The following is a 20,931-nucleotide window of genomic DNA, read 5'->3' as shown; positions in this document are numbered from 1 at the left end:
ACTCATCCACAAACTCGGACCCGGCCTCTACGCAGCCACAGCCTGGACCTCAACCCCCTTGCCACCAGCACAAACAGGCTAACTTCCCGGCCTTGGGGCTTCCCGCCGAAGGGGTGGCGGGAGCGCAGGAGGGGGCGCAGGCCCGGGAGCCCGGCGAGGAGGAGCACGGGCGGCGTCCGGCGGCCCTCCGGATCCGCCGCGCCCCGCCGGCCCCGGTCCCCGGCTGTGCCGGTACCGGTCGGCCCCGCATCCTGCGGGGTGTCCGGCGCGGGGGCGGATCCCGCCGAGGACCCGAGGCCCGCCGGAGGCCGGGGCCGCCCCCCAGGGGGTGCCCACGGGCACCCCCGCCGTCAGTGGTGGGCGTGGACGACGGCGTGGCCCCTGCCGCGGGCGATCAGCCACCGGTTGACGGGCGTGGTGAGCACGAACGCCAGGACGAGGGAGGAGGCCAGGGACCCCCAGAACAGCAGGTCGGAGAGGCCGGCGTCCATGGCGCCGGGCACGCCGACCATGACGGTGCTGTCGATCAGCTCCATCACGGCGATGGAGACGGTGTCGGCGGCGAGGGCGATCCTCACCGCCTGACGGAGGGGCACCTGGGCGCGCAGCACGCCGCGCATGGTCAGGGCGTAGCCGAAGACGAAGGCCAGGACGACGGAGACCGCCAGGGTGGCGCCGTTGTGGAGGCCGGCGGCGGTGCCGACGACCATGCCGAGGACCTCGCCGACGGCGCAGCCGGTCAGGCAGTGCAGGGTCGCCTGCGCCGCCGTCCGCCAGGTACCGCCGGCGCTGTGACCGGTGTGCTGGTGCTGGTGCTCGAGTGTCGCGTGGTCCATGACACGGTCTCCTCGGAAGGGTCGGACGTGCGGGCTGCCTGCTCCAACCATATACCCCCTGGGGGTATTTCCGACCCCGTATCGCGCGCCCGTTCCCCACCGGAGGCCGAGGGGCGGCGGACAGCCGGGCGGCACCGCCGAACCGCACGCCGCCCTCGGACGGGCGCAGGGCCTCGGCAGGCGCGGTCGGGCAGGAGGCGGACCGGGCCGGAGCCGAGCAGGCGGTCCGCCGCGTCGTCCGCATCGCGCCCGAGGATCACCGGCGCCTCCACGAGGGCGGCCTCCACGAGGGCGGTCCACGCCTGCGCGAAGACAGCGTCGCCGCCGACCCGGCGGAACACCGCCGGTCGGCGGGGGGAGAACATCCGGGGCGCGCCGACCGCGAAGTCGGGCACCGGCCCGAAGGGGCGCAGGGCGTGGAGCACTGGTCGGCCCGCCCGGGGCCGGCCGGGGCGAGCAGGGCGGCGCGCCCGCCGGGCCGCAGGACGCGGCGGACGCCGGCGAAGGCGGCGACCGGGTCGGCGGGGAACACGGCGCCGAAGCGGCCGACGGCGACGCCGAAGGCCCCCGGCGGCCGCGCGCCGGGCCGGGCGGCCCGCACCCCGGCCTACGGCAGCGCCGGGGCGCCCCCGTCCGGCCCGGCGGCACGCGGCCCGCCGTCCTGCGCCAGGAGCCGGGCCACGACCAGCGCGGCGACCACGAGGCCGGTGTACAGCACCGGCTGCCCGGTGAACCCGGCCGCGAGCACCCCGGCCGCCGCCGCCGGCGGCAGCGCAGCGGCCCCCCGCGCACGCCCGGACCCGCGGCGCAGGTGCAGCGCCCACACGAGCACGACGAAGGCCGCGACCGGCAGCGTGAAGGCGGCCGCCGCCACCCGGTCGCCCACGTGGGCCCCACCCGCGAGGCGGTCCACCTGGACGGCGAGCCCCGCACCCACCGCGGCCGCCGCGGCGAAGACGCCGTAGTGCCCGTACCCCCAGGCCAGGGAGGCGCGCAGCGAGGTCAGCAGGCGCGGCGCGTCCTCCGCGAAGTAGATCCACCACAGGCCGAACACCGTCAGCAGTCCGCCCGCGGCCGTGGCCGCCAGCCCGCCCGCGGCGGCGCTCCCGTCCAGGGCGGACTGGACGGCGAGCGTCGAGGAGGTCACCGTCTCCCCCAGGACGATCAGCGTGAAGAGTCCGTAGCGCTCGGCGATGTGGTGCGGGTGCCAGGTCGTCGGCCCCACCCGCTCCGCCCACGCCGGGACCGCCAGTTCGGCGGCGGCCAGCAGCACGAAGGAGGCGGTGGACCACTGCTGCGGCAGCGCCAGGCGCGCCACCCAGCCGGCCTGGACCAGCGTCACGCCCACGGCGTAGCGCAGGCAGCAGGCCCGGCGCGGCGGGTCGGAGCGGGCCGCGCGCAGCCACTGGGCCACCAGGGCCAGGCGCATGACCACGTACCCCCAGGTGACGACTGCGAAGTCCTGCCGGTCCAGCGCCCTCGGCACGCCGGCCGCCAGCACCAGCGCGCCCGAGATCTGCACCAGCACCGTCACCCGGTAGAGCACGTCGTCGGTGTCGTAGGCGGAGGCGAACCAGGTGAAGTTCATCCACGCCCACCAGATCGCGAAGAACACCAGCGCGTACCCGGACACCCCCTGCCAGGGGTGCCCGTCGGAGACGCGGTGGTGCAGCCCGGCCGACGCCTGCGCCACGGCCGCCACGAAGCACAGGTCGAAGAAGAGCTCCAGGGCCGTGGAGACCCGGTGCTCCTCGTCCGCGGACCGCGCCGTCATCAGCCGCCGCCACACCGCGGACGGAGCCTCCCCGGTACTCATCGGCATCCCTCGTCCGCTCTCGTCGGCCTCGTCGGCCTCGTCGGGCATGGTCGGCCCCCGTCCAGTGTGCGGGCCTGGGACCCGCGGGGTGGACGGCCCCGGCCGTCCGCCGGGGAAAGCCCAGCGTATCGGCGGTCCCGCTCCGGCTCGGCGGCCGTTCCGGGCTCGGGGTGCCGGGGTCGGCGGCGGGGCGGTCGGCGCAGCGGCGCGGGCGGTCAGACCCGGTCCGGTGCGGAGGGCCGGTCCGGTGCGGAGGGCCGGTCCGGTGCGGAGGGCCGGTCCGGTGCGGAGGGCCGGCCGGGGGCTGCGGGGCGGCCGTGGCCGACGGGGGATGCGTTCCAGCTGGCCAGCAGGCGCCACGCGTCCTGCGAGGCCGCGTCCTCGGCGGGCAGGTAGACGAAGAGGGTCTGGTCCTCCTCGCCGGGCAGGACCAGGGCCTCGTAGTCGATGGTCAGGGCGCCGACCTGGGGGTGGTGGAAGCGCTTGGAGCCGAAGGTGCGCTCCACCACCCGGTGGTCGGCCCACCAGCGGCGGAACCGGTCGCTCTTCACCGCCAGCTCGCCCACCAGCTCGGCGGTGCGCGGGTCGTCGGGGTGGCGGCCCGCGTCCAGGCGGAGCATGCCGACGATCTCGGCGGCGACCTTCTCCCAGTCGGTGTACAGGGCGCGCGCGGCGTCGTCGAGGATGACCCAGCGGGTGAGGTTGCGCTCGCGGTGGGGCATGGCGTCGAAGTCGGCGAGCAGGACGCGGGCCAGGTGGTTGGCGGCCAGGACGTCGGTGCGCCTGCCGAGGACGAAGGCGGCCTGGTCGGTGAGGGAGTCGAGCATGCGCCGGACGGCGGGGCGCACCCGCTGGACGGCGGGGGCGCCGCGGCGCACCGGGCCGCTCCGGGGGCGGGCGAGGTGGAACAGGTGGGCGCGCTCGGCCTGGTCCAGGCGCAGGGCGGCGGCGACCGCGTCCAGGACGCCTTCGGAGGGGCTGACCTGCCGGCCCTGCTCCAGGCGCGTGTAGTAGTCGGTGCTCACCCCGGCGAGCAGGGCGACCTCCTCACGCCGCAGGCCGGGGACGCGGCGGTAGGCGCCGCGGTCGGGCAGCCCGGCGGAGGCGGGGTCGATGGCCGCGCGGCGGCTGCGCAGGAACTCGGCGAGGTCGGCGTTGCGGGCGGGCATGCCTCCATGGTGCCGGGCACGGCAGCCGGACGGAGGGGCGAAGGGGGGTCTGCCGTTCCCAGGCAGCGCCGACCCGGGCAGGGCCGACCCGGGCAGCGCCGTCCCGGGCAGAGCAGGGCCCGGCATCGGCCCCCGGACGCCCCGGCGGGGCTGGTGTGCTGGATGCAGACCCCGGCACGCCGGGTCACGGCAGGCCGGATCCCGGCCTGCCGTCCGCGGCGCCCCGCCGCCCGTCGGGTGCGGCGGACGCCGCCGCAGGCCCGCCCGACGCGTGCCACCCCCCACGGTTCCCGAAAGGACCCCTTCTCCCGTGAAGACCTGGTTCATCACCGGCTGCTCGACCGGCTTCGGCCGCCACCTCGCCCGGGCGGTCCTCGACCGCGGAGACCGCGCGGTGGTCACGGCCCGCAACCCCGAGCAGGTGGCGGACGTCGTGGCGGGCCACGGCGACCGCGCCCTGGCCCTCGCCCTGGACGTCACCGACCCGCAGCAGGTACGGACCGCCGTCAAGGCGGCCGAGGACGCCTTCGGCGGTGTCGACGTGCTGGTCAACAACGCCGGCATCGGCTACTTCGCCGCGGTCGAGGAGAGCGACGAGGCCGAGGTCCGCCGCATGTACGAGATCAACGTCTTCGGCCTGTGGGACGTCACCCGCGCCGTGCTGCCCGGCATGCGCCGGCGCCGCACCGGCACGGTCGTGAACTTCTCCTCCATCGGCGGCCTGCGGGCCTTCCCGGCCGTCGGCCACTACAACGCCACCAAGTTCGCCGTCGAGGGCCTGACCGAGGCCCTGTGGCAGGAGACCGAGCCGCTGGGCATCCGGGCCATGCTCATCGAGCCGGGGATGTTCCGGACCGACTGGGCGGGCCGTTCCGCGGCCGAGACCGCCCCGGCCGGCGAGATCGCCGACTACGCGCCCACCGCCGGGGCCCAGCGCGCCGCCTTCCGCTCCGGCAACGGGCAGGAGCCCGGCGACCCGGCCCGTGCCGCCACGGCGATCATCACCGCCGTCGAGGCGGACCACCCGCCGCGCCGCCTCCTGCTCGGCTCCGCCGCCTACGACACCGCCCTGGCCGGGCTCGACGCCCTGCGTGAGGAGTTCGCCGCCTGGGAGCACGTCTCCCGCGGCGCCGACTTCCCGCAGGACTGACCCCGACCGGCCCCCGGGCGCGGGCGCCCGCGCCCGGGGGCCGGTGCCGTGCCGCGGTCCGGTCCTCAGGCCCGGCCCCCGGACCGAACGGCCGAACCGTCCGGTCCGTGCGGACCGCGCGGCGGGCATGCGGCACCACCACGGGCAGGCCCGTCCGGCCGGCGACGACAGGGCCCGCGCGCCGCGGCCCCGGGCCGGCCGTACGGCGACCGGCAGGGCCGGGCACGCCGGTGCGGGCCGGGTGGGCCGGACCGGAGGAAGACCCCGCAGGAAGCGAAGAAGGAACGAAGAGGGAATGAGCGCCACCAGCAGCACCATCCTGCCCCCGGGTGCGCCCGCCGGCGGCGGGCGCACCGCCGGTCCGGGGCGAACCGTCCGTCCGGGGCCGGCCCTGGCCGCGCTCGCCCTGGGCGGGTTCGCCATAGGCAGCGGCGAGTTCGCCGCCATGGGCCTGCTCCCCGACATCGCCGCCGGCCTCCGCACCGGCCCGAGCCGCGCCGGCCACCTGGTCAGCGCCTACGCCCTCGGCGTCGTGCTGGGGGCTCCCCTGCTCGCCGTCCTCGGTGTGCGCCGGCCCCGCCGTTCCGTGCTCCTGGCGCTGATGGCGCTGTTCACCGCCGGCAACCTGGCGACCGCACTGGCCCCCGGCTACGGCACGCTCCTGGCGGCCCGGTTCGCCTCGGGGCTGCCGCACGGCGCCTTCTACGGAATCGCCGCCCTCGTCGCCGCGGACCTCGCCGGGCCCGCGCGCCGGGCCCGGGCCGTCTCCCGCGTCATGCTCGGCCTGAGCATCGCCAACGTGGCGGGCGTGCCGGCCGCCACCTCGCTCGGACAGGCCGCGGGCTGGCGCACCGCCTACGCCGCCGTCACCGTCGCCGGCGCCCTGACCTTCGCGGCGGTCCGCCTCCTCGTGCCGGCCGGTCCCGGCCGGCCGCGGGCGACCGTCCGCAGCGAGTTCGCGGCACTGCGCCGACCACGGGTCCTGGCCACCCTGGCCGTCGGCGCGATCGGCTTCGGGGGCATGTTCAGCGTCTACACCTACCTCTCCCCCGCGCTGACCGGGCGGGCCCACCTGCCCGCGGCGGCCGTCCCCGCCGTCCTGGCCGTCTTCGGCCTGGGCATGACCGCCGGCAACCTCGTGGGCGGGCGGACCGTCGACCGCGCACCGGCAGCCTCGCTCATCGGGATCCTGTGCACGATGGTCCTCTTCCCCGCGCTCTTCGCGGCCGTCTCGGCGCACCGCACCGCGGCCGTCGGCGCGGTCCTCCTCCTCGGCACCGGGTTCGCCCTGGTCCCCGCGCTGCAGACGCGCCTGATGGACGCCGCCGCAGACGCCCCCACCCTGGCCGCCGCCACCAACCACAGCGCCTTCAACCTCGCCAACGCCCTCGGGGCGTTCCTGGGAGGCGCCGCCCTCGACGCCACCGGTTCCTGGGCCGCCCCCGCGTGGACCGGGTCCGCACTCGCCGCCGCCGGCCTGCTGCTCCTCGCCGCGACCCTGGCCGCCGAACGCAGGCAGCGCACCGAGCCCGCCCCCTGACCGCGCCGGGCCGGGCCGGGCCGGGCCGGGCCGGGCCGCCCACGGTGCCGGAACACCGGACCGGGGGCGGGCAGGGCACGCCCCCGCGCGGCGCGGCCCACCGGTCGGGCTGCCGCACGCCACGCGGCGGCCGGGGAGGAGCGGCGAGGACCGTCCCGGGCCCGCCTGCCCGCGACACCCCGCGGCCCGCCCGCACGGGTGCCGTCCCGCCCCGGCCTGAGGCGCACGGGGCGGGACGGCGCCGGCCCGGCACGGGGTCAGCGCAGGTGCGGCATCACCTCGCGGGCGAACAGCCGCATGGACTCCAGCCGCGTGGACTCGTGGAAGTACAGCACGAAGGACTGGATCCCGGCGTCGACGAGGGCCCCGAAGGTCTCGACGAGCTGCTCCGGGGTTCCGACGGCGTTGTGCGCGGCGAGTTCCGCGCGGCTGCGCCCGTCCAGGTGCGGCGCCGTCATGCGCTCCAGGCCGGACTCGTCGGGGGCGACGAAGACCGAGAGCGTGGCCGTCCGCAGGATGTCGTCGTAGTCGCGGCCGACGTCGTCGCAGTGGCGGGCCAGCACGTCGAGCTTGTGCCGGTAGAACTGCGGGTCGGTGTGGTCGGTCAGGTTGCAGGCGTCGGCGTGCTCGGCGACCAGGCGCAGGGTGACCTTCTCCCCGCTGCCGCCGATCAGCAGCGGGATGTGGGGCCTGCGGACCCCGACGGGCACGTTGACGGCGTCGCGCACCCGGTAGTACCGGCCCTCGAAGGTGCTGCGCGGCGAGCGGAGCATGGTCCTGACGACCTGGGCCGCCTCCCCGAGCCGCTGCAGCCGCTCCCCGACGGGCGGGTGGGGCGCCGGGTAGCCGTAGGCCTCGTACTCGCGCCCGTCCCAGCCCGCGCCCAGCCCGACGATCGCGCGGCCGCCGCTGGCGGCGTCGAGCGTGGCGGCCATCTTCGCCACCAGCGCCGGGTTGCGGTAGCTGTTGCAGGTGACCAGCTGGCCCAGCTCGACGCGCCGGGTCTCCCGGGCGACGGCCGCCAGGCTGGTCCAGCACTCGAAAGTGGTCTCCGGCTCGGCCTGGACCGGCTGGAGGTGGTCGTAGAGCCACACGGAGTCGAAGCCGAGCGCCTCGGCCTCCCTGCCGACCTCCACCATGGCCTCGAACTGCTCCGCGGGGTCGGCCAGATGGACCAGGTCCAGACGCCACCCCTGCGGCAGTACCGCGCCCCACCGTATTCCTGCCACTGCCACCACACCCTCGCGATCGAAGAAACGTTCGCAAAACTAGTACACGGGCATGGAAAGAACGGCAGGGGCCTCGGCTCACCCCGCGGAACGCAGAGAGGCCGCCGTTCCCGGGCGCGGGGTTCGGTGCTTTCGGAGGCTCAGGGCGCTCCAGCAGGCGCGCGTCCCGGCTCGGCGCCGCCGCAGCCGCCCGGGCCGCCGGCCCCGCGGGGCCCGCGGGGCCCGCACCGCTGCGGGCGGCACGGGAGGGAGGACGCGGCGCGACCGGGCGGCGAGTACCCGGCCGCCGGCCGGGGAATGGCTCATGAACATGACATGGCGATGACAGGCGTCCCACCGGAGCCCCGGCCGGGACGCCCCGCCCCACCCACGACCCGGAGGTCGACCCGTGAAGCGCGGTCACCGACTGCTCCCCACCGCCCTCGCAACGTCCGCGATCCTCGTCCTGGCGTCGGCCGAGGCCGCCCCGGCCGCAGGACCCGGCGCAGGCGCCCCGGCGGCAGGACCCGGCGCCGGCGGCGGGGCCGCCCCGGCCCCCGCCGGCTGCGCCTACACCCCGGCGGTCCCGGCCGACAACTTCAAGGGCATCCCCGTCCTCGACCCGGTCGGGGCCGCCGCCCCCTACGACGCCACCCTGCGCACCGCCCAGGGCCGGATCACCTTCCGGGCGCTCACCGGCGAGGCGCCGTGCACGACGTTCTCCTTCCGGTTCCTGGCCGAGCACCGGTACTTCGACCGCACCCACTGCCACCGGCTCACCACACAGCGGATCTACGTCCTGCAGTGCGGCGACCCCACCGGCACCGGCAGCGGCGGCCCGGGGTACTCGTTCCCGGACGAGAACCTCGCCGGCGCCACCTACCCGGCGGGCACCGTGGCGATGGCCAACGCAGGGCCCGACACCAACGGCAGCCAGTTCTTCCTCGTCTGGAAGGACACCCGGCTCTCCCCCGCGTACACCCCCTTCGGCCGGGTGACCTCCGGCCTGGACGTGCTGGAGAAGATTGCCGCCGGCGGGGAGGACGACCAGAACGGCCCCGGCGACGGCTTCCCCACCCTGCCGGTCACCGTCAGGCGGGTCCAGATCCAGAAGCGCTGACGGACCGCCGGCCTCCGGGAGGCCGTCCGGGAGAACCGCGCTCCGGAGGAGTCCGGCGGGGGAGCCCGCCCGGGGAAGGGCCGGCCCGGAACCCTGCCCGGCGGGAAGGAAGGCCGGCCGGACCGCCCGGGCCGCCCGGGCCGCAGGACGTCCGTGGCGGCCCGGCCGGCCCGGCCGGGCCCCTCGGGTCAGACGGTGGCGACGGCCAGGGCCAGCGCGGCGGCCGAGACGGCGAGCAGGACGCCGGGGACGGGAGCGCCCTTGACGTCCCGGGCGCGCAGGTGGGCGATGACCGCGCCGGCGAAGTAGAGGACGACGCCGACGGCGGCGGCGATGCCGAGCGGCCGGAAGCCGGCACCGATGAGCAGCCCGAGGGCTCCGGCGAACTCGAGGCCCGCCAGCACCGGGAACACGCCCCTCGGGATGCCGATGCCGTCGAGGGAGGAGGTGACCCTCTCGTCCTTGACGAGCTTGCCCCGTCCGGAGGCGACCAGGACGAGGGACAGCAGGACGGCAAGGGCGGCGTAGGCGATCGACACTGCGGTTCCTCCTGGAACGGGAGGCGGCGGAAGCACGGGGTCCCCGGCCGCATACGCGGTCGGGCCGCCATTCTTCCAAGCAGCCGACCTCCTGGACAGACCGTCAGGAGGGAAGCTTCCCGGCCGTCCCCTGCGACGGGGCGGGACGGCGGGAGCGGCAGGGACGGCGGGACGACGGGAGCCGAGGGCCGGGGCGGCGGACGGGGTCGGCGGCAGCCGGTCCGGCGACGTCCGCCGCCGGGTCCGGTGCGGGCGGCGCCGGGTCCGGTGCGGGCGGCGACGGCGTGGCCGACGGGGTTTCAGGACCGTTCCGCGCGGGCCCGCCGGTCGCGGGGAGGCGGGGTCCACGGTGCCGTGGGCACCAGGGCGGCAGCCGAGTCCGGCACCGGGACCGCACCGGCGTCCAGACCGGGGCCGCGGCAGGCGGGTTCAGAGGGTCCCGGCGCTGCCTGCGGCCTCCTGCGCCATGGTGCAGACGCCGTCCGGCCCCTCCGGGGAGACGTGGTGAGCGGCGATGGCCCGCAGGATGACGGGCAGCCGGTCGCGGTCGGACGGGGACAGCGGCTCCAGGAGGGCGGCCTCGGCCCCGTCGATGACGGCCTGGGCGGCGGAGAGCCGCCTCCTGCCCTCGGGGGTCGCCCGGACGAGCTTGCTGCGCCGGTCCGACGGGTCGGCGACCCGCTCGACCAGGCCGGCCTCCTCCAGGTCGTCGACCAGGTAGACCATGACGGTCCGGTCCACGCCCAACTGCCGCGCCAGTTCCGCCTGGTTGCGGGCGCTGCGGTGCGCGGCGCCGGACAGGGCCTGGAACCCGCGGAGCCCGTGCGGGAGGTCGGCGACGGCGTGCTGCACGGCCTCGACGTGAGCACGGGAGCACCGGGCCAGCAGCCACCCGAGGCTGTCCTCGAGGCCGGGCGGCAGGGGCGAGGGCGCGGGCTCGGTCACGGCATGAGTATAAACCTGCACATTTCGGCAGGCCGTCTGCGGAGCAGACGGCCTGCCGAGGCCTCCGTCCGGGCGGACCGGCCGTCCGGACGACGGCGGGCGGGCCGGGGCGCGGCACCTGCGGCTCGACCCGGCCGGACACGGTGGGGGGCGGCGGCTGTCCGCAGCGTGCGCCACCGTGCGGCGACGGGCCCCCGGGCCGGACCCCTGGGCGTCGAGCGCCCCTTCCGGCGGTTCCTGGACGAAACAGCCGGGGTCCGGCCCCGGGCACCGGCGCCGGAGGGCCGCCACGGCCGCTCCGGTCCGGCCGGGGGGGCCGTGGACGCGAGGGCGCGGCCTACCGGAGGCGTTCGATGCGGGCGTGGCGGACGAGGTTCCTGCCGGGCTCACGGATCCGGTCGAACGCCGCGTCGTTCAGCAGCGCACAGCTCCCCGAGGGGCCCGTCACCGCCACCGACGTGGACCGGCCGTTGTCCAGGTTGGTCACCCTCAGCCTGGTGCCGACCGGGAACCGGTCACTGCTCGCCGCCGGCGCCCCGGCCTCCCCCGACAACGTCACCGTCGACCCCGCACACACCACCTCACCGCCTGCCGCCGCAGCCGCCGGGACAGCCCCCTGCGCCGCGGCGGACGGGGGTGCACTCCGGGGCGCCGCCTGCGGCGCGGCGCAGCCGCCCTGGGCGAGCTGTTGTCCGAGGAGGTCGGCGACCGCCTGCCGGTTGGCGATCACCGCGGCCGAGTTCGCCACCGGGTGGGCCCGCTGGGCGGCGATGAGGTCCTGCGTCTCCCGGAGGCGTGACGCCAGCCCGGCGCAGTCCACGGCCGCCTGGCTGGTCTGCACGGTGACGGCCACTCCCCCGCAGACGACGGCGGCGGCACAGGCGAACAGGACGCCCCTCCGCCTGCGGCTGACGGTACGCCTTCGCGACATGACGACTCCTCACGGGTGGGATCGGGGCGCAGCACCGCATACCGGTGACCGGTCGCCCTGTGTACGGGCGGACGGGCGGTCCGGTTCACGCGGCCGCGCCGTGGGCCGGGGCAGGGGGCGGGACGGCGACCGCCCCGAGGGACGCCCCCCGGGCCCGGCCGCGGCAGGGGGGCGGACCCGCCGACCTGCCGGTCCCGACGCGGCAGCCGGACACGCCGCACCTCGCGGGGGGGCGCGTCCCCGGCGAAACGGCGGCACGAGGGCACCCGGATGTGCTTGCCCGGGACGCCGGGAACACATACCGTCCCATCTCGTCGGGCGATTCGTCCAACGACGTCGGACATCGGACGTTCTGTCCTGCCCCTTTTCCCTTACCGAGGAGACCACCGTGATGGACACCACCGAGCTCCAGGAGCAGACCGCCGAACTGCTGCCCCGCCGCGAGGCCCTGGGCCGGTTCAACCTCAACCTCCTGGAGCTGACCAACATCAACCAGCGCCTGGCCGACGTCGACGCGAGCAACACCTCGTTCGCGGTGAACAACTTCTCCGACGACGCCCTCGCCCAGGCCAACTCCGGCCAGTGGATCAACGTCCGCTAGTGATCCACCGGCCCGCCCGGCGTCCCCTGCGGCACGGCGATCGCCGCGGGGGACGTCCGGGCGGGCGGCGGGCCTGCCGCCCGCGCCGGCGCCGGCGCCGGCGAGCACGGAGCCTGCCGGGGGCGCCGCGGCCACGGGCGGTACGCCGTGCCCGCGGATCACGGGAGGGACACCGTCCGGGCCCGATACGCTGGGGCCGATGTCCACCTCGCCGGGCCCGACCCTCCGCGAACTCGCCGTGCAGGCACTGTCCTACACGGAGCGCGGCTACGACCTGCTCGCCCCCGCCTTCGACCGCACGCCCTTCCGCACGCCGGACCGCGTCCTGGACGCCGTGGCCCGCGAACTGCGGCGGCTGGGGCCGTTCGCCGCCGGGCTCGACGTGTGCTGCGGCACCGGGGCCGGCGTCGGTGTCCTGCGGGCGGTGTGCACGGACCGGGTCGTCGGCGTCGACTTCAGCGCGGGGATGCTCGCCGTCGCCCGCTCAGCCCCGGTCGCCCCCGTCCCTGCCGCCCCCCTCCCGGCCGCCCCCGCGCGGGAATCCGGCGGAGCGGGGCCGGGAGACGCAGGACGTCCGGACGGACCCGGCGGGCCGGACGGGCCGGCGGCGCACTGGGTGCGGGCCGACGCCCGCCGGCTGCCCTTCCGCGCGGCCGCCTTCGACCTGGCGGTGAGCTTCGGGGCGTTCGGCCACTTCCTGCCCGCCGAGCGGCCCGCGCTGTTCGCCCAGGTGCACGCGGCGCTGCGGCCCGGCGGCCTGTTCGCCTTCCCCCTGCCCGCACCGGCGCGGGTCGGCTCGCGCCTGTACTGGGGCCTGTGGGGGTTCGACGCGGCGATGCGGGTGCGCAACGCGCTGTGGCGCCCCCGCTTCGTCATGTACTACCGCACGTTCCGGCCGTCCGCCGTGCTCGGGGAGCTGGCGCGGGCCGGGTTCGACGTGGCCGCGCCGCCCCTCGGCGCTCTCGGCCTCCGGCCGGACGGCACTCCGCGCTGCCGCCTCGTGGTGGCCCGGCGGCGCTGACCGGCCCCGCCGCCCGGCCGGCAGGCGCGGCACGGGGCGGAGGACCGGCACACCGCCGGCCCACCGTCGGCACGGGGCGGCCGGCGCGGGCGGCCGGCACGGGGCGGCCGGCGCGGTTCAGACGGCCTCGACCGGCTCCGTTCCGGCCCCGGCCCGGAACTGGGTGCGGTACAGCTCCGCGTAGCGGCCGTCCGCCGCGAGCAGTTCGGTGTGCGTCCCGCGCTCCACGATCCGCCCGCCCTCGACGACGAGGATGAGGTCGGCGGCGCGCACCGTCGAGAGGCGGTGGGCGATGACCACGGCGGTCCGGCCGGCCAGGGCCTCGGTGAGGGCCTCCTGGACCGCCGCCTCGGAGGTGTTGTCCAGGTGGGCCGTGGCCTCGTCGAGGATGACGACCCGCTGGCCGGCCAGGAGCAGCCGGGCGATGGTCATGCGCTGCCGCTCGCCGCCCGAGAGCCGGTACCCGCGCTCGCCCACGACGGTGTCGAGGCCGTCCGGCAGCTCCGCGACGAGGGTGTCGAGGCGGGCGCGGCGCAGGACGTCCCACAGGTCGTCCTCGCCGGCCTCCGGCCTGGCGAGCAGCAGGTTGGCGCGGACCGTGTCGTGGAAGAGGTGCCCGTCCTGGGTGACCATGCCGACGGTGGCGCGGAGGGAGGCCGCCGACAGGTCGCGCACGTCGACGCCGCCGACGCGCACCGCGCCGCCGTCGACGTCGTACAGGCGGGGCAGGAGCTGGGCGATGGTCGACTTGCCGGCCCCGGACGACCCCACGAGCGCCACCGTGGAGCCGGCCTCGGCGCGGAAGGAGACGCCGCGCAGCACCTCGCCGCCGGCCCGGGTGTCGAGGGCGGCGACCTCCTCCAGCGAGGCGAGCGAGACCTTGTCGGCGGACGGGTAGGCGAAGCGGACGTCGTCGAACTCGACGGCGACGGGCCCGGGCGGCACCTCCCGGGCGCCGGGCCGGTCGGCGATGAGGGGCTCCAGGTCGAGGACCTCGAAGACCCGCTCGAAGCTGACCAGGGCGCTCATGACCTCGACGCGGGCGCCCGCCAGGGAGGTCAGCGGGGCGTAGAGGCGGGTGAGGAGCAGGGCGAGGGCGACGACGGAGCCCGCTTCGAGGCCGCCGGTGAGCGCGTAGTGGCCGCCCAGCCCGTAGACGAGGGCGAGGGCGAGGGCGGAGACGAGGGTGAGGGCCGTGATGAAGGCCGACTGGGCCATCGCGGTGCGCACGCCGATGTCCCGGACGCGGCGGGCCCGGCGGGCGAACTCGGCGGACTCGTCGGCGGGCCGGCCGAAGAGCTTCACCAGGGTGGCGCCGGGGGCGGAGAACCGCTCGGTCATCTGGGTGCCCATGGCGGCGTTGTGGGTGGCGGCCTCGCGCTGGAGGGCGGCCATGCGGGTGCCCGTGCGCCGCGCCGGCACGACGAAGACGGGGAGCAGCACCAGGGCGAGGAGGGTGATCTGCCAGGACAGGGTGAGCATGACCGCGAGGGTCAGCAGCAGGGTGACGATGTTGCCGACGACCCCGGACAGGGTGTTGCTGAAGGCCCGCTGGGCGCCGATCACGTCGTTGTTGAGGCGGCTGACGAGCGCCCCCGTGCGGGTGCGGGTGAAGAAGGCGACGGGCATGCGCTGGACGTGGTCGAAGACGGCGGTGCGCAGGTCGAGGATGAGGCCCTCGCCGAGGTTCGCGGACAGCCAGCGGTTCAGCAGTCCGAGCCCCGCCTCGGCGAGGGCGATCAGGGCGATGAGCAGGGCCAGCGTGGTGACGCGGCGGGAGTCGCCGCCGGAGACGATCGCGTCGACGACGCGGCCGGCGAGGACGGGGGTCGCGACGGCGAGCAGCGCGGTGACCACGCTGAGCAGCACGAAGCCGGTGATGCGGCGGCGGTGCGGCCGGGCGAACGCGCCGACGCGGCGCAGGGTGGCCCGGGCCAGGGGGCGGCGTTCCCGCGTGGCGTTCATGACGCTGTGCAGCTGCATCCAGGCGGTGGTCTCCATGCTCATGGAGGGACCGTAGGGCCTCAACCGGGCTTGAGGTCAAGGACGTGCCCGTGTCCGGGGCCGGCGCCGCCGCCCCGGCCCCCCGGCGGCGGGACCTCCCGGTACCGCCGCCGGGCCGCCCGGGGGCGGCGCTTCAGCAGGCCGCGGTCCGCTCCGGGGCCTCGCGGCCGGTGGGGACCCGCAGCCAGCGGTAGCCGTACGGCGGGAGTGGGACCTCGGGCCCGCGGTCCTCCGGGACGGTCAGGTCCTCGCCGTCGCCGGCGGTGGCGAGCAGGTCGGTGAGCGTGCTCCCGGGTGCGGCGTCGGGCAGGGCCGGCCGGACGGTCACCGGCCGTCCGGCGAAGTTGTGCACGGCGAGCACGCAGCCGTCGGACGTGGAGGCGAGGTGGGCCAGGACCGCCGGGTCGCGGGTCTCGACGGCCCGGTAGCGGCCCCAGGCCAGTTCGGGAGCCTCCCGGTAGCGCTCGACGAACAGGCGCATGCGGCCGAGGAGCGAGCCGGGGTCGTGGCACTGGCCGTCCACGTTGACGTGCTCCGGACCGAAGTCCCCCCCGACCAGGGGGTTGGGGAAGCGGGCCGGGTCGGCCGTGGAGAACCCGGCGCCCCTCTCCGGGGACCACTGCATGGGGGTGCGGACCGCCTGGCGGCCCTCGGCGGCCAGGTTCTCCCCCATGCCGATCTCCTCGCCGTAGAAGAGGACCGGCGTCCCGGGCAGGGTGAACAGCAGGCTGTAGGCGAGCTCCACGCGCCGCCGGTCGCCGCCGACCATCGGGGGCAGCCTGCGGCGCAGGCCGCGGCCGTAGAGCTGCATGTCCTTCTCGGGGCCGAAGGCCGCGAACACCTCGGCCCGCTCGTCGTCGTCCAGCTTGTCGAGGGTCAGCTCGTCGTGGTTGCGCACGAAGGTCGCCCAGTGGGCGTCCCGGGGGGCGGCGGGGCGCTCGTGCAGCGCGTCGGCGAGCGGGCGGGCGTCCTCGCGCGCCATGGCCAGGTACATCCGCTGCATGCCGACGAAGTCGAAGCACATGGTGAGCTCGTCGCCGCGCTCCGAGGACGGGTCGCCGAAGAACCGGAGGGTGTCCGGGTAGGGCAGGTTGACCTCGCCGAGGAGGACCGCCTCGCCGTCGCGGCGGTTGAGGAAGGCCCGCAGGTCGGCGAGGTAGTCGTGGGGGTCGGGCAGCGCGCCCGCGTCGTCCTGGCCGTCGGTCTCCAGCAGGAACGGCACGGCGTCGACGCGGAACCCGGACAGGCCGAGCTGCGTCCAGAAGCCCATGATGCGGGCGATCTCGTCGCGCACCGCGGGGTTGGCGACGTTCAGGTCGGGCTGCTCCTTGTAGAAGCGGTGCAGGTAGTACTGGCCGGTGGGCTCGTCGTACTCCCACAGGCTCTGCTCCGCGTCGGGGAAGACGACGCCCTTCGGCCCGTCCTCGGGCGGGGTGTCCTGCCAGACGTACCAGTCGCGGTGGTCGGAGTCGCGGGAGGACCGGGCGTCCCGGAACCAGGGGTGCCGGTCGGAGGTGTGGTTGACCACGAGGTCGGCGATGACGCGGATGCCGCGGTCGCGCGCGGTGCGGACGAACTCGGCGAAGTCGCCCAGGGTGCCGAGGCGGGGGTCGACGCCGTAGAAGTCGGTGATGTCGTAGCCGTCGTCGCGTTCGGCCGTCGGGTAGAACGGCATCAGCCACAGGCAGGTCACGCCGAGGCGCACCAGGTGGTCGATCCGCTGCGTCAGCCCGGCGAAGTCGCCGACGCCGTCGCCGTTGCCGTCCTGGTAGGTCTCGACGTCCAGGCAGTACACGACCGCGTTCTTCCACCACAGGTCGGACGTGCGGGTGAGCCTCATCGGTACGCCTCCGCGGTGGCGGGCTGCGGGCGGGTGACGTCGAGCTGCGGCAGGACCTTCGCGCCGAAGGCGTCGAGGAAGGCCCGCTGCTCCCGGCCCACGTGGTGGAGCATCACCGCGTCGAAGCCGAGGTCGGCGTACTCCTGGAGCCAGGCGGCGTGCCGGGACAGGTCGGAGGAGATGTTCACCGTGCGGGCGACCTGCTCGACGGTGACGTGCTCGCTGACGGTGTCGAACAGGTCGGGGGTGTCCAGGTCCCAGCTGGCCGGCGGGGCGTGCACGTTGGTGCGCCACTGGTCGTGGGCGAGGGCGGCCGCCTCCTCCTCGCCGGGGGCCCAGCTGAGGTGGACCTGGAGGGTGAGCGGCCCGCGGCCGCCGGCCGAGCGGTAGGCGTCGGCTATGCCCAGCAGGGTCTCGCGGGGGGCGTTCACGGTGATGAGGCCGTCGGCCCACTCGGCGCACCAGGCCGCGGTGGCCTCGCTGCACGCGGCTCCGACGAGCGGCGGCACGGTCTCCGGCCGGGTCCACAGGCGGGCCCGGTCGACCGTCACCAGCCCGTCGTGGCTGACCTCCTCGCCGCGCAGCAGGGCGCGGATGACGTCGACGCACTCGCGCAGCCGGGCGTTGCGGACGTCCTTGCGGGGCCAGCCGCCTCCGGTGATGTGCTCGTTGGAGGCCTCGCCGCTGCCCAGGGCCGCCCAGAAGCGGCCCGGGTACATGGAGGCGAGGCTGCCGACCGCCTGGGCCACGATCGCGGGGTGGTAGCGCTGGCCGGGGGCGTTGACGACGCCGAACGGCACGCGGTCGGTGGCCTGGAGGGCGGCGCCAAGCCACGACCAGGCGAATCCCGACTCGCCCTGGCGGGCGCTCCACGGCGAGAAGTGGTCCGAGCACATGGCGGCGGTGAAGCCGGCCTGTTCGGCGTGGACGACGGCCTGCAGGAGGTCGGCGGGGGGCACCTGTTCGTGCGAGGCGTGGAATCCGTAGACGGTCATGGCCCGCGCGTACCCGCCGGGCGGCGGTTCACGGGGGGCGGGGGGCGGCGGGCGGGGGCGGCGGACCGGGCAGGGCCGGTGGGCCGCGGGCGGCGGCGGGGCCCCGGGCCGCCGGAGGGCCGGTCCGTCAGGCGGAGGGCCGGTCGGCCGGCACGGGCGGCAGGTCCGCGGGGCCGGGCCCGTCCGCGGGGTCCGCCGGGGCGGGGGGCGGCGCGGCCGGGCCGCCCCCGGGCGGCGGTCCGCCGGGGACGGCCCGCAGCGTCAGCAGGGCGACCTGCTCGCGCAGCGCCCGGACCTCGCCGACCAGCGCGTCCAGTGTCTGCTGCTGACGCCGGGTCTCCTGCTCCTCCTCCTGGAACTCGGCGATGAACCAGGCCGCGATGTTGGCCGTCACCACACCGAGGAGGGCGATGCCCGAGAGCATCAGGCACACCGCGATGAGCCGCCCCACCCCCGTCGTGGGGTAGTGCTCGCCGTAGCCGACCGTGGTCATCGTGGTGAACGCCCACCACAGGGCGTCGTCCATGGTGCGGATGTTGCCGTGGGGGGACTGGCGCTCCACCTCCAGCACGGCGAGCGAGCCGAAGAGGAGCAGGGCGAGGACGGATCCCACGACGTACGTGGTCAGCCGGACCTGCGGCGTGGCGCGGACCCGCTGCCCGGCGAGCAGCAGGGTCGCCAGCAGCCGGAGCAGGCGCAGCGGCTGCAGCAGCGGGAGCACGACCGCCGCCAGCGCCAGGGGCTGGCTGCGGACGAAGGCCCAGCGCTGCCCGGAGAGGGCCAGCCGGACGGCGTAGTCGGCGGCGTAGCAGCCCCAGGCCGTCCACTCCAGCGCCCGTGCGGCGGCCGCGAGGCGGGGGTCGGCGTGCGGGAGGAGGATCGGGGCGGCGTAGGCCGCGGCGAACAGCAGGGCCAGGACGAGCAGGGGCAGCCGGGTGCGCCGCTCCCAGCGCTCGAGAGGGCTCATGGACGTACTCCGGGACGGGTCGGGGCGGCGGGTCGTGCCGCGGCCGCGCCGGCGCCCGGGGCGGACGGCCGGCCGGACCGGCGGCGCCGGGCCTCCCGACGAGCGTAGACGGTCGCCTCCGAGGGGCGGCCGCGGCAGGGCGCGGCGGGAGCACCCGCTCCGCCCCGCACGGCGTCCGGCCGCCGCGCGTCCTCCGCCGGCACGCGACAGGGGCGGTCGGAATTTCCGTTGCGCCCCGATCGGGCGGTGCCCTACCGTGGCGCCGCCGATCTCCTGATCGACCCGGGTGCCGGAACGGCGCCCCCGCCGGACCCCCGCGGTTCCACGCAGAGAGGAGGCCCCCGATGTTCTCCCCGAACCCGGCGCTTCCGATCACCCCTGCCACCCCCGTGCGTGTCCGGGTGGGGTAGACCCGGCCTGATCGGGCTGCGCCTCCTGCTTCACCGCCTCGGAGGCACCGTGATCTTCCGTCCCACCGTCGAGTCCGACCTCGACCTCGTTCTCCCGCTCATCGTCCCCGACCCGGCCTGCGCCATGACGGCGGACCTGTACCGGGCCCGGCTCGCGGACGGCGGGTACCGCCCCGGCTGGACGTGGATCGCCGAGGACGCCCCCGGCGCCGCGCCGCTCGCGCTCGCCGTCTGGTGGGGCGGCCCGGACGACGCCTGGCCCGCCGCCCTCGACGGCGTGTTCGTCCACGGCTCGGTGAGGTCGGCCGCCGACCGCACCGCGCTGGCCGCAGGACTGCTCGCCGCCGCACACACGGCGTACGCCGGAGCGGGCGCGGACGCCGCGCCGGAGTACCACTTCTTCCTCCCCGGCGACTGGCACGACCGTCCCGACACGGTCGCGGCCGTCGCCTGGCGGCAGGAGGCGGCCCGGCGCGCCGGCCTCCCCGCGACTCTGGAGCGGCTGCGCTACGAGTGGACGCCGCAGGACGGCCTCCCGGAGCCGTCGGGAGACGTGATCTTCCGGGCCGAGCCCGACGACGAGGTCTTCGTGGACCTGTTCCGCCGGGTCCTGGCAGGCACCCTCGACGCCGGTTCACGCAAGCAGGCGGACCGGGTCGGCGCCGAGGCGCAGGCACGCGCCGACGTCGCGTTCTACCGCGACACCATGCTCGGGGACCGGTCCTGGTGGCGGATCGCCCGGACACCGGACGGCGAGGTGGTCGGCTTCGGCCTCCCGTCGCGCAACCACGCCTTCCCCGTGGTCGGCTACCTCGGGGTGCTGCCCGAACACCGGGGCCGCGGACACGCGGACGGGATACTCGCGGAGATCACCAGGATCCTGGCGTCCGAGGCCCGTCCGGAGCGGGTCCGTGCCGACACCGACCTGGCGAACACACCGATGGCTGCGGCCTTCGAACGCGCGGGCTACCGCAGCAACGGCCGCCGCCTGGTGCTGTCGGCGTCCTGATCCCGCGGATCCGCGGGCATCCCCGGACGGCCCATGACGAGCGGTCCGGGCCAGGGCTCCGTCAACCGGGGCGTCCCCGCCGTCGTCCTGGTGAACGCCGAGCGGTACGTGCCGGTCCACTCGGCGGTGTTCGGCGACGCCACGGTCGCGGGCGGGCGGTCCACGCGGACATCAGCCAGGACGAGGAGGAGGTCGTCCAGATCCACACCTGCTCGAGGGACGCGACGGAGAAGGTGTTCCGGCCTGGCGTCGGCCAGCCCCTGCGGCAGGTCAAGTGGATGGAGAAGTACCGGCCCAGCGCTCCCGAGCCTGTGGGCGCAGCGGGGGGCCGATGCCACCGCCGCCGGGCTGCGCGGACCGATCCGGCGACCGGCGGCACCGTGCTGATCCGCTCAGCGGTCCGCCGCTTCCAGGCGGACGACGGCCGGTGGGTCCGCGATTTCACCGTGCCGCTGCCCTTCGAGCCGGCCGCGGGCGTGTCCCCGGCCCGGCCGGCGGAGCTGTGCGAGCGGGTGGAGGCCTGACGCGTACCCGGCCGGCACGGGAGCCCGTGCCGGCCGGACCGCGGCCCCCGGCCCCGTGCCGACGGCAGGGCACAGGAGGGGCAGGGCGTGCACGGGAGCACGGCGGGCCGCCGGTCCGTGCGGCGGGCCGCACGGACCGGCGGCCCGTCCCGGGGGTGGGGGTGCGGGTCAGAAGCGGGGGTTGGTGGTCGCGGTGCCGACCTTGAGGCCGCCGGCGAAGGCCTTGGTCTTCAGGGTCGCGTCCAGGGCGCCGGCGGCCGTCTTGGTGAGGTTGAGGCCGACGTTGGAGGCGGTGGCGGAGTGCTT

General features: G+C 76.7%; 18 protein-coding genes. 7 read left to right on the top strand and 11 right to left on the bottom strand.

Features of this window, described 5'->3' with window-relative positions:
* Positions 1-350 precede the first annotated feature (350 nt).
* The 3 genes from ACFY07_RS27460 to ACFY07_RS27450 form a co-directional block, all read right to left on the bottom strand.
* Positions 351-836, bottom strand: a complete 486-nt coding sequence (locus tag ACFY07_RS27460) for a DUF4396 domain-containing protein (RefSeq protein WP_390872246.1) — start codon at positions 834-836, stop codon at positions 351-353.
* Between the two features lie 607 nt (positions 837-1,443).
* Positions 1,444-2,652: a low temperature requirement protein A gene (locus ACFY07_RS27455; protein WP_390872245.1), complete on the bottom strand. Its 1,209-nt coding sequence runs from the start codon at positions 2,650-2,652 to the stop codon at positions 1,444-1,446.
* Positions 2,653-2,867: 215 nt separating this feature from the next.
* On the bottom strand, positions 2,868-3,821 hold the full coding sequence (locus tag ACFY07_RS27450) for a helix-turn-helix domain-containing protein (RefSeq protein WP_390872244.1): 954 nt from the start codon (positions 3,819-3,821) through the stop codon (positions 2,868-2,870).
* A gap of 310 nt (positions 3,822-4,131) precedes the next feature.
* On the opposite strand from ACFY07_RS27450, the gene ACFY07_RS27445 reads away from it, so the two are divergent.
* Together ACFY07_RS27445 and ACFY07_RS27440 are read left to right on the top strand one after the other, a co-directional pair.
* Positions 4,132-4,971 (top strand): oxidoreductase, encoded by an 840-nt coding sequence (locus tag ACFY07_RS27445; RefSeq protein ID WP_390872242.1) that lies wholly within the window; start codon positions 4,132-4,134, stop codon positions 4,969-4,971.
* A gap of 295 nt (positions 4,972-5,266) precedes the next feature.
* Entirely contained in the window at positions 5,267-6,511 is a 1,245-nt protein-coding gene (locus ACFY07_RS27440) for an MFS transporter (RefSeq protein ID WP_390872241.1), read from the top strand.
* 257 nt (positions 6,512-6,768) lie between these two features.
* Here ACFY07_RS27440 and ACFY07_RS27435 read toward each other — a convergent pair whose 3' ends face one another.
* On the bottom strand, positions 6,769-7,740 hold the full coding sequence (locus ACFY07_RS27435; RefSeq protein ID WP_390872240.1) for an LLM class F420-dependent oxidoreductase: 972 nt from the start codon (positions 7,738-7,740) through the stop codon (positions 6,769-6,771).
* A gap of 388 nt (positions 7,741-8,128) precedes the next feature.
* On the opposite strand from ACFY07_RS27435, the gene ACFY07_RS27430 reads away from it, so the two are divergent.
* On the top strand, positions 8,129-8,839 hold the full coding sequence (locus ACFY07_RS27430; RefSeq protein WP_390872239.1) for a peptidylprolyl isomerase: 711 nt from the start codon (positions 8,129-8,131) through the stop codon (positions 8,837-8,839).
* A 188-nt stretch (positions 8,840-9,027) separates the two neighbouring features.
* On the opposite strand, the gene ACFY07_RS27425 is transcribed toward ACFY07_RS27430, so the two are convergent.
* The 3 genes from ACFY07_RS27425 to ACFY07_RS27415 form a co-directional block, all read right to left on the bottom strand.
* The gene (locus tag ACFY07_RS27425; RefSeq protein WP_390872238.1) at positions 9,028-9,378 is read right to left on the bottom strand and encodes a DoxX family protein; all 351 of its coding nucleotides are present in this window, start codon (positions 9,376-9,378) and stop codon (positions 9,028-9,030) included.
* 429 nt (positions 9,379-9,807) lie between these two features.
* Positions 9,808-10,323: a MarR family winged helix-turn-helix transcriptional regulator gene (locus tag ACFY07_RS27420; protein ID WP_390872237.1), complete on the bottom strand. Its 516-nt coding sequence runs from the start codon at positions 10,321-10,323 to the stop codon at positions 9,808-9,810.
* A 337-nt stretch (positions 10,324-10,660) separates the two neighbouring features.
* Entirely contained in the window at positions 10,661-11,254 is a 594-nt protein-coding gene (locus tag ACFY07_RS27415) for a hypothetical protein (protein WP_390872236.1), read from the bottom strand.
* A 391-nt stretch (positions 11,255-11,645) separates the two neighbouring features.
* Between ACFY07_RS27415 and ACFY07_RS27410 the strand changes: the two genes are divergently transcribed.
* Both ACFY07_RS27410 and ACFY07_RS27405 read left to right on the top strand, forming a co-directional pair.
* A complete protein-coding gene (locus tag ACFY07_RS27410; RefSeq protein ID WP_230653557.1) occupies positions 11,646-11,855 on the top strand; it encodes a hypothetical protein in 210 nt (69 codons plus the stop codon).
* Positions 11,856-12,054: 199 nt separating this feature from the next.
* Positions 12,055-12,876: a class I SAM-dependent methyltransferase gene (locus tag ACFY07_RS27405; protein ID WP_390872235.1), complete on the top strand. Its 822-nt coding sequence runs from the start codon at positions 12,055-12,057 to the stop codon at positions 12,874-12,876.
* A 117-nt stretch (positions 12,877-12,993) separates the two neighbouring features.
* Here ACFY07_RS27405 and ACFY07_RS27400 read toward each other — a convergent pair whose 3' ends face one another.
* The 4 genes from ACFY07_RS27400 to ACFY07_RS27385 all read right to left on the bottom strand — a co-directional run bounded on the left by ACFY07_RS27400 (position 12,994) and on the right by ACFY07_RS27385 (position 18,682).
* On the bottom strand, positions 12,994-14,883 hold the full coding sequence (locus ACFY07_RS27400) for an ABC transporter ATP-binding protein (RefSeq protein WP_390872234.1): 1,890 nt from the start codon (positions 14,881-14,883) through the stop codon (positions 12,994-12,996).
* 130 nt (positions 14,884-15,013) lie between these two features.
* A complete protein-coding gene (locus ACFY07_RS27395) occupies positions 15,014-16,720 on the bottom strand; it encodes an alpha-amylase family protein (RefSeq protein WP_390872233.1) in 1,707 nt (568 codons plus the stop codon).
* On the bottom strand, positions 16,717-17,715 hold the full coding sequence (locus ACFY07_RS27390) for a TIGR03885 family FMN-dependent LLM class oxidoreductase (RefSeq protein WP_390872231.1): 999 nt from the start codon (positions 17,713-17,715) through the stop codon (positions 16,717-16,719). The genes ACFY07_RS27395 and ACFY07_RS27390 overlap by 4 nt, the downstream gene beginning before the upstream one ends.
* Positions 17,716-17,842: 127 nt before the next feature.
* Positions 17,843-18,682 carry a potassium channel family protein gene (locus ACFY07_RS27385; protein ID WP_390872230.1) on the bottom strand — a complete coding sequence of 280 codons (840 nt, stop codon included), beginning with the start codon at positions 18,680-18,682 and terminating at the stop codon, positions 17,843-17,845.
* Between the two features lie 459 nt (positions 18,683-19,141).
* On the opposite strand from ACFY07_RS27385, the gene ACFY07_RS27380 reads away from it, so the two are divergent.
* Both ACFY07_RS27380 and ACFY07_RS27375 read left to right on the top strand, forming a co-directional pair.
* Positions 19,142-20,101 (top strand): GNAT family N-acetyltransferase, encoded by a 960-nt coding sequence (locus tag ACFY07_RS27380; protein ID WP_390872229.1) that lies wholly within the window; start codon positions 19,142-19,144, stop codon positions 20,099-20,101.
* A 380-nt stretch (positions 20,102-20,481) separates the two neighbouring features.
* On the top strand, positions 20,482-20,625 hold the full coding sequence (locus ACFY07_RS27375) for a hypothetical protein (RefSeq protein WP_390872228.1): 144 nt from the start codon (positions 20,482-20,484) through the stop codon (positions 20,623-20,625).
* Positions 20,626-20,931: the final 306 nt, after the last annotated feature.

This window comes from Streptomyces sp. NPDC001380 (assembly GCF_042895785.1).
Lineage (GTDB): Bacteria > Actinomycetota > Actinomycetes > Streptomycetales > Streptomycetaceae > Peterkaempfera.
The sequence above is the reverse complement of the archived record's forward strand: the minus strand, read 5'-3'. Positions and strand labels throughout refer to the sequence as shown.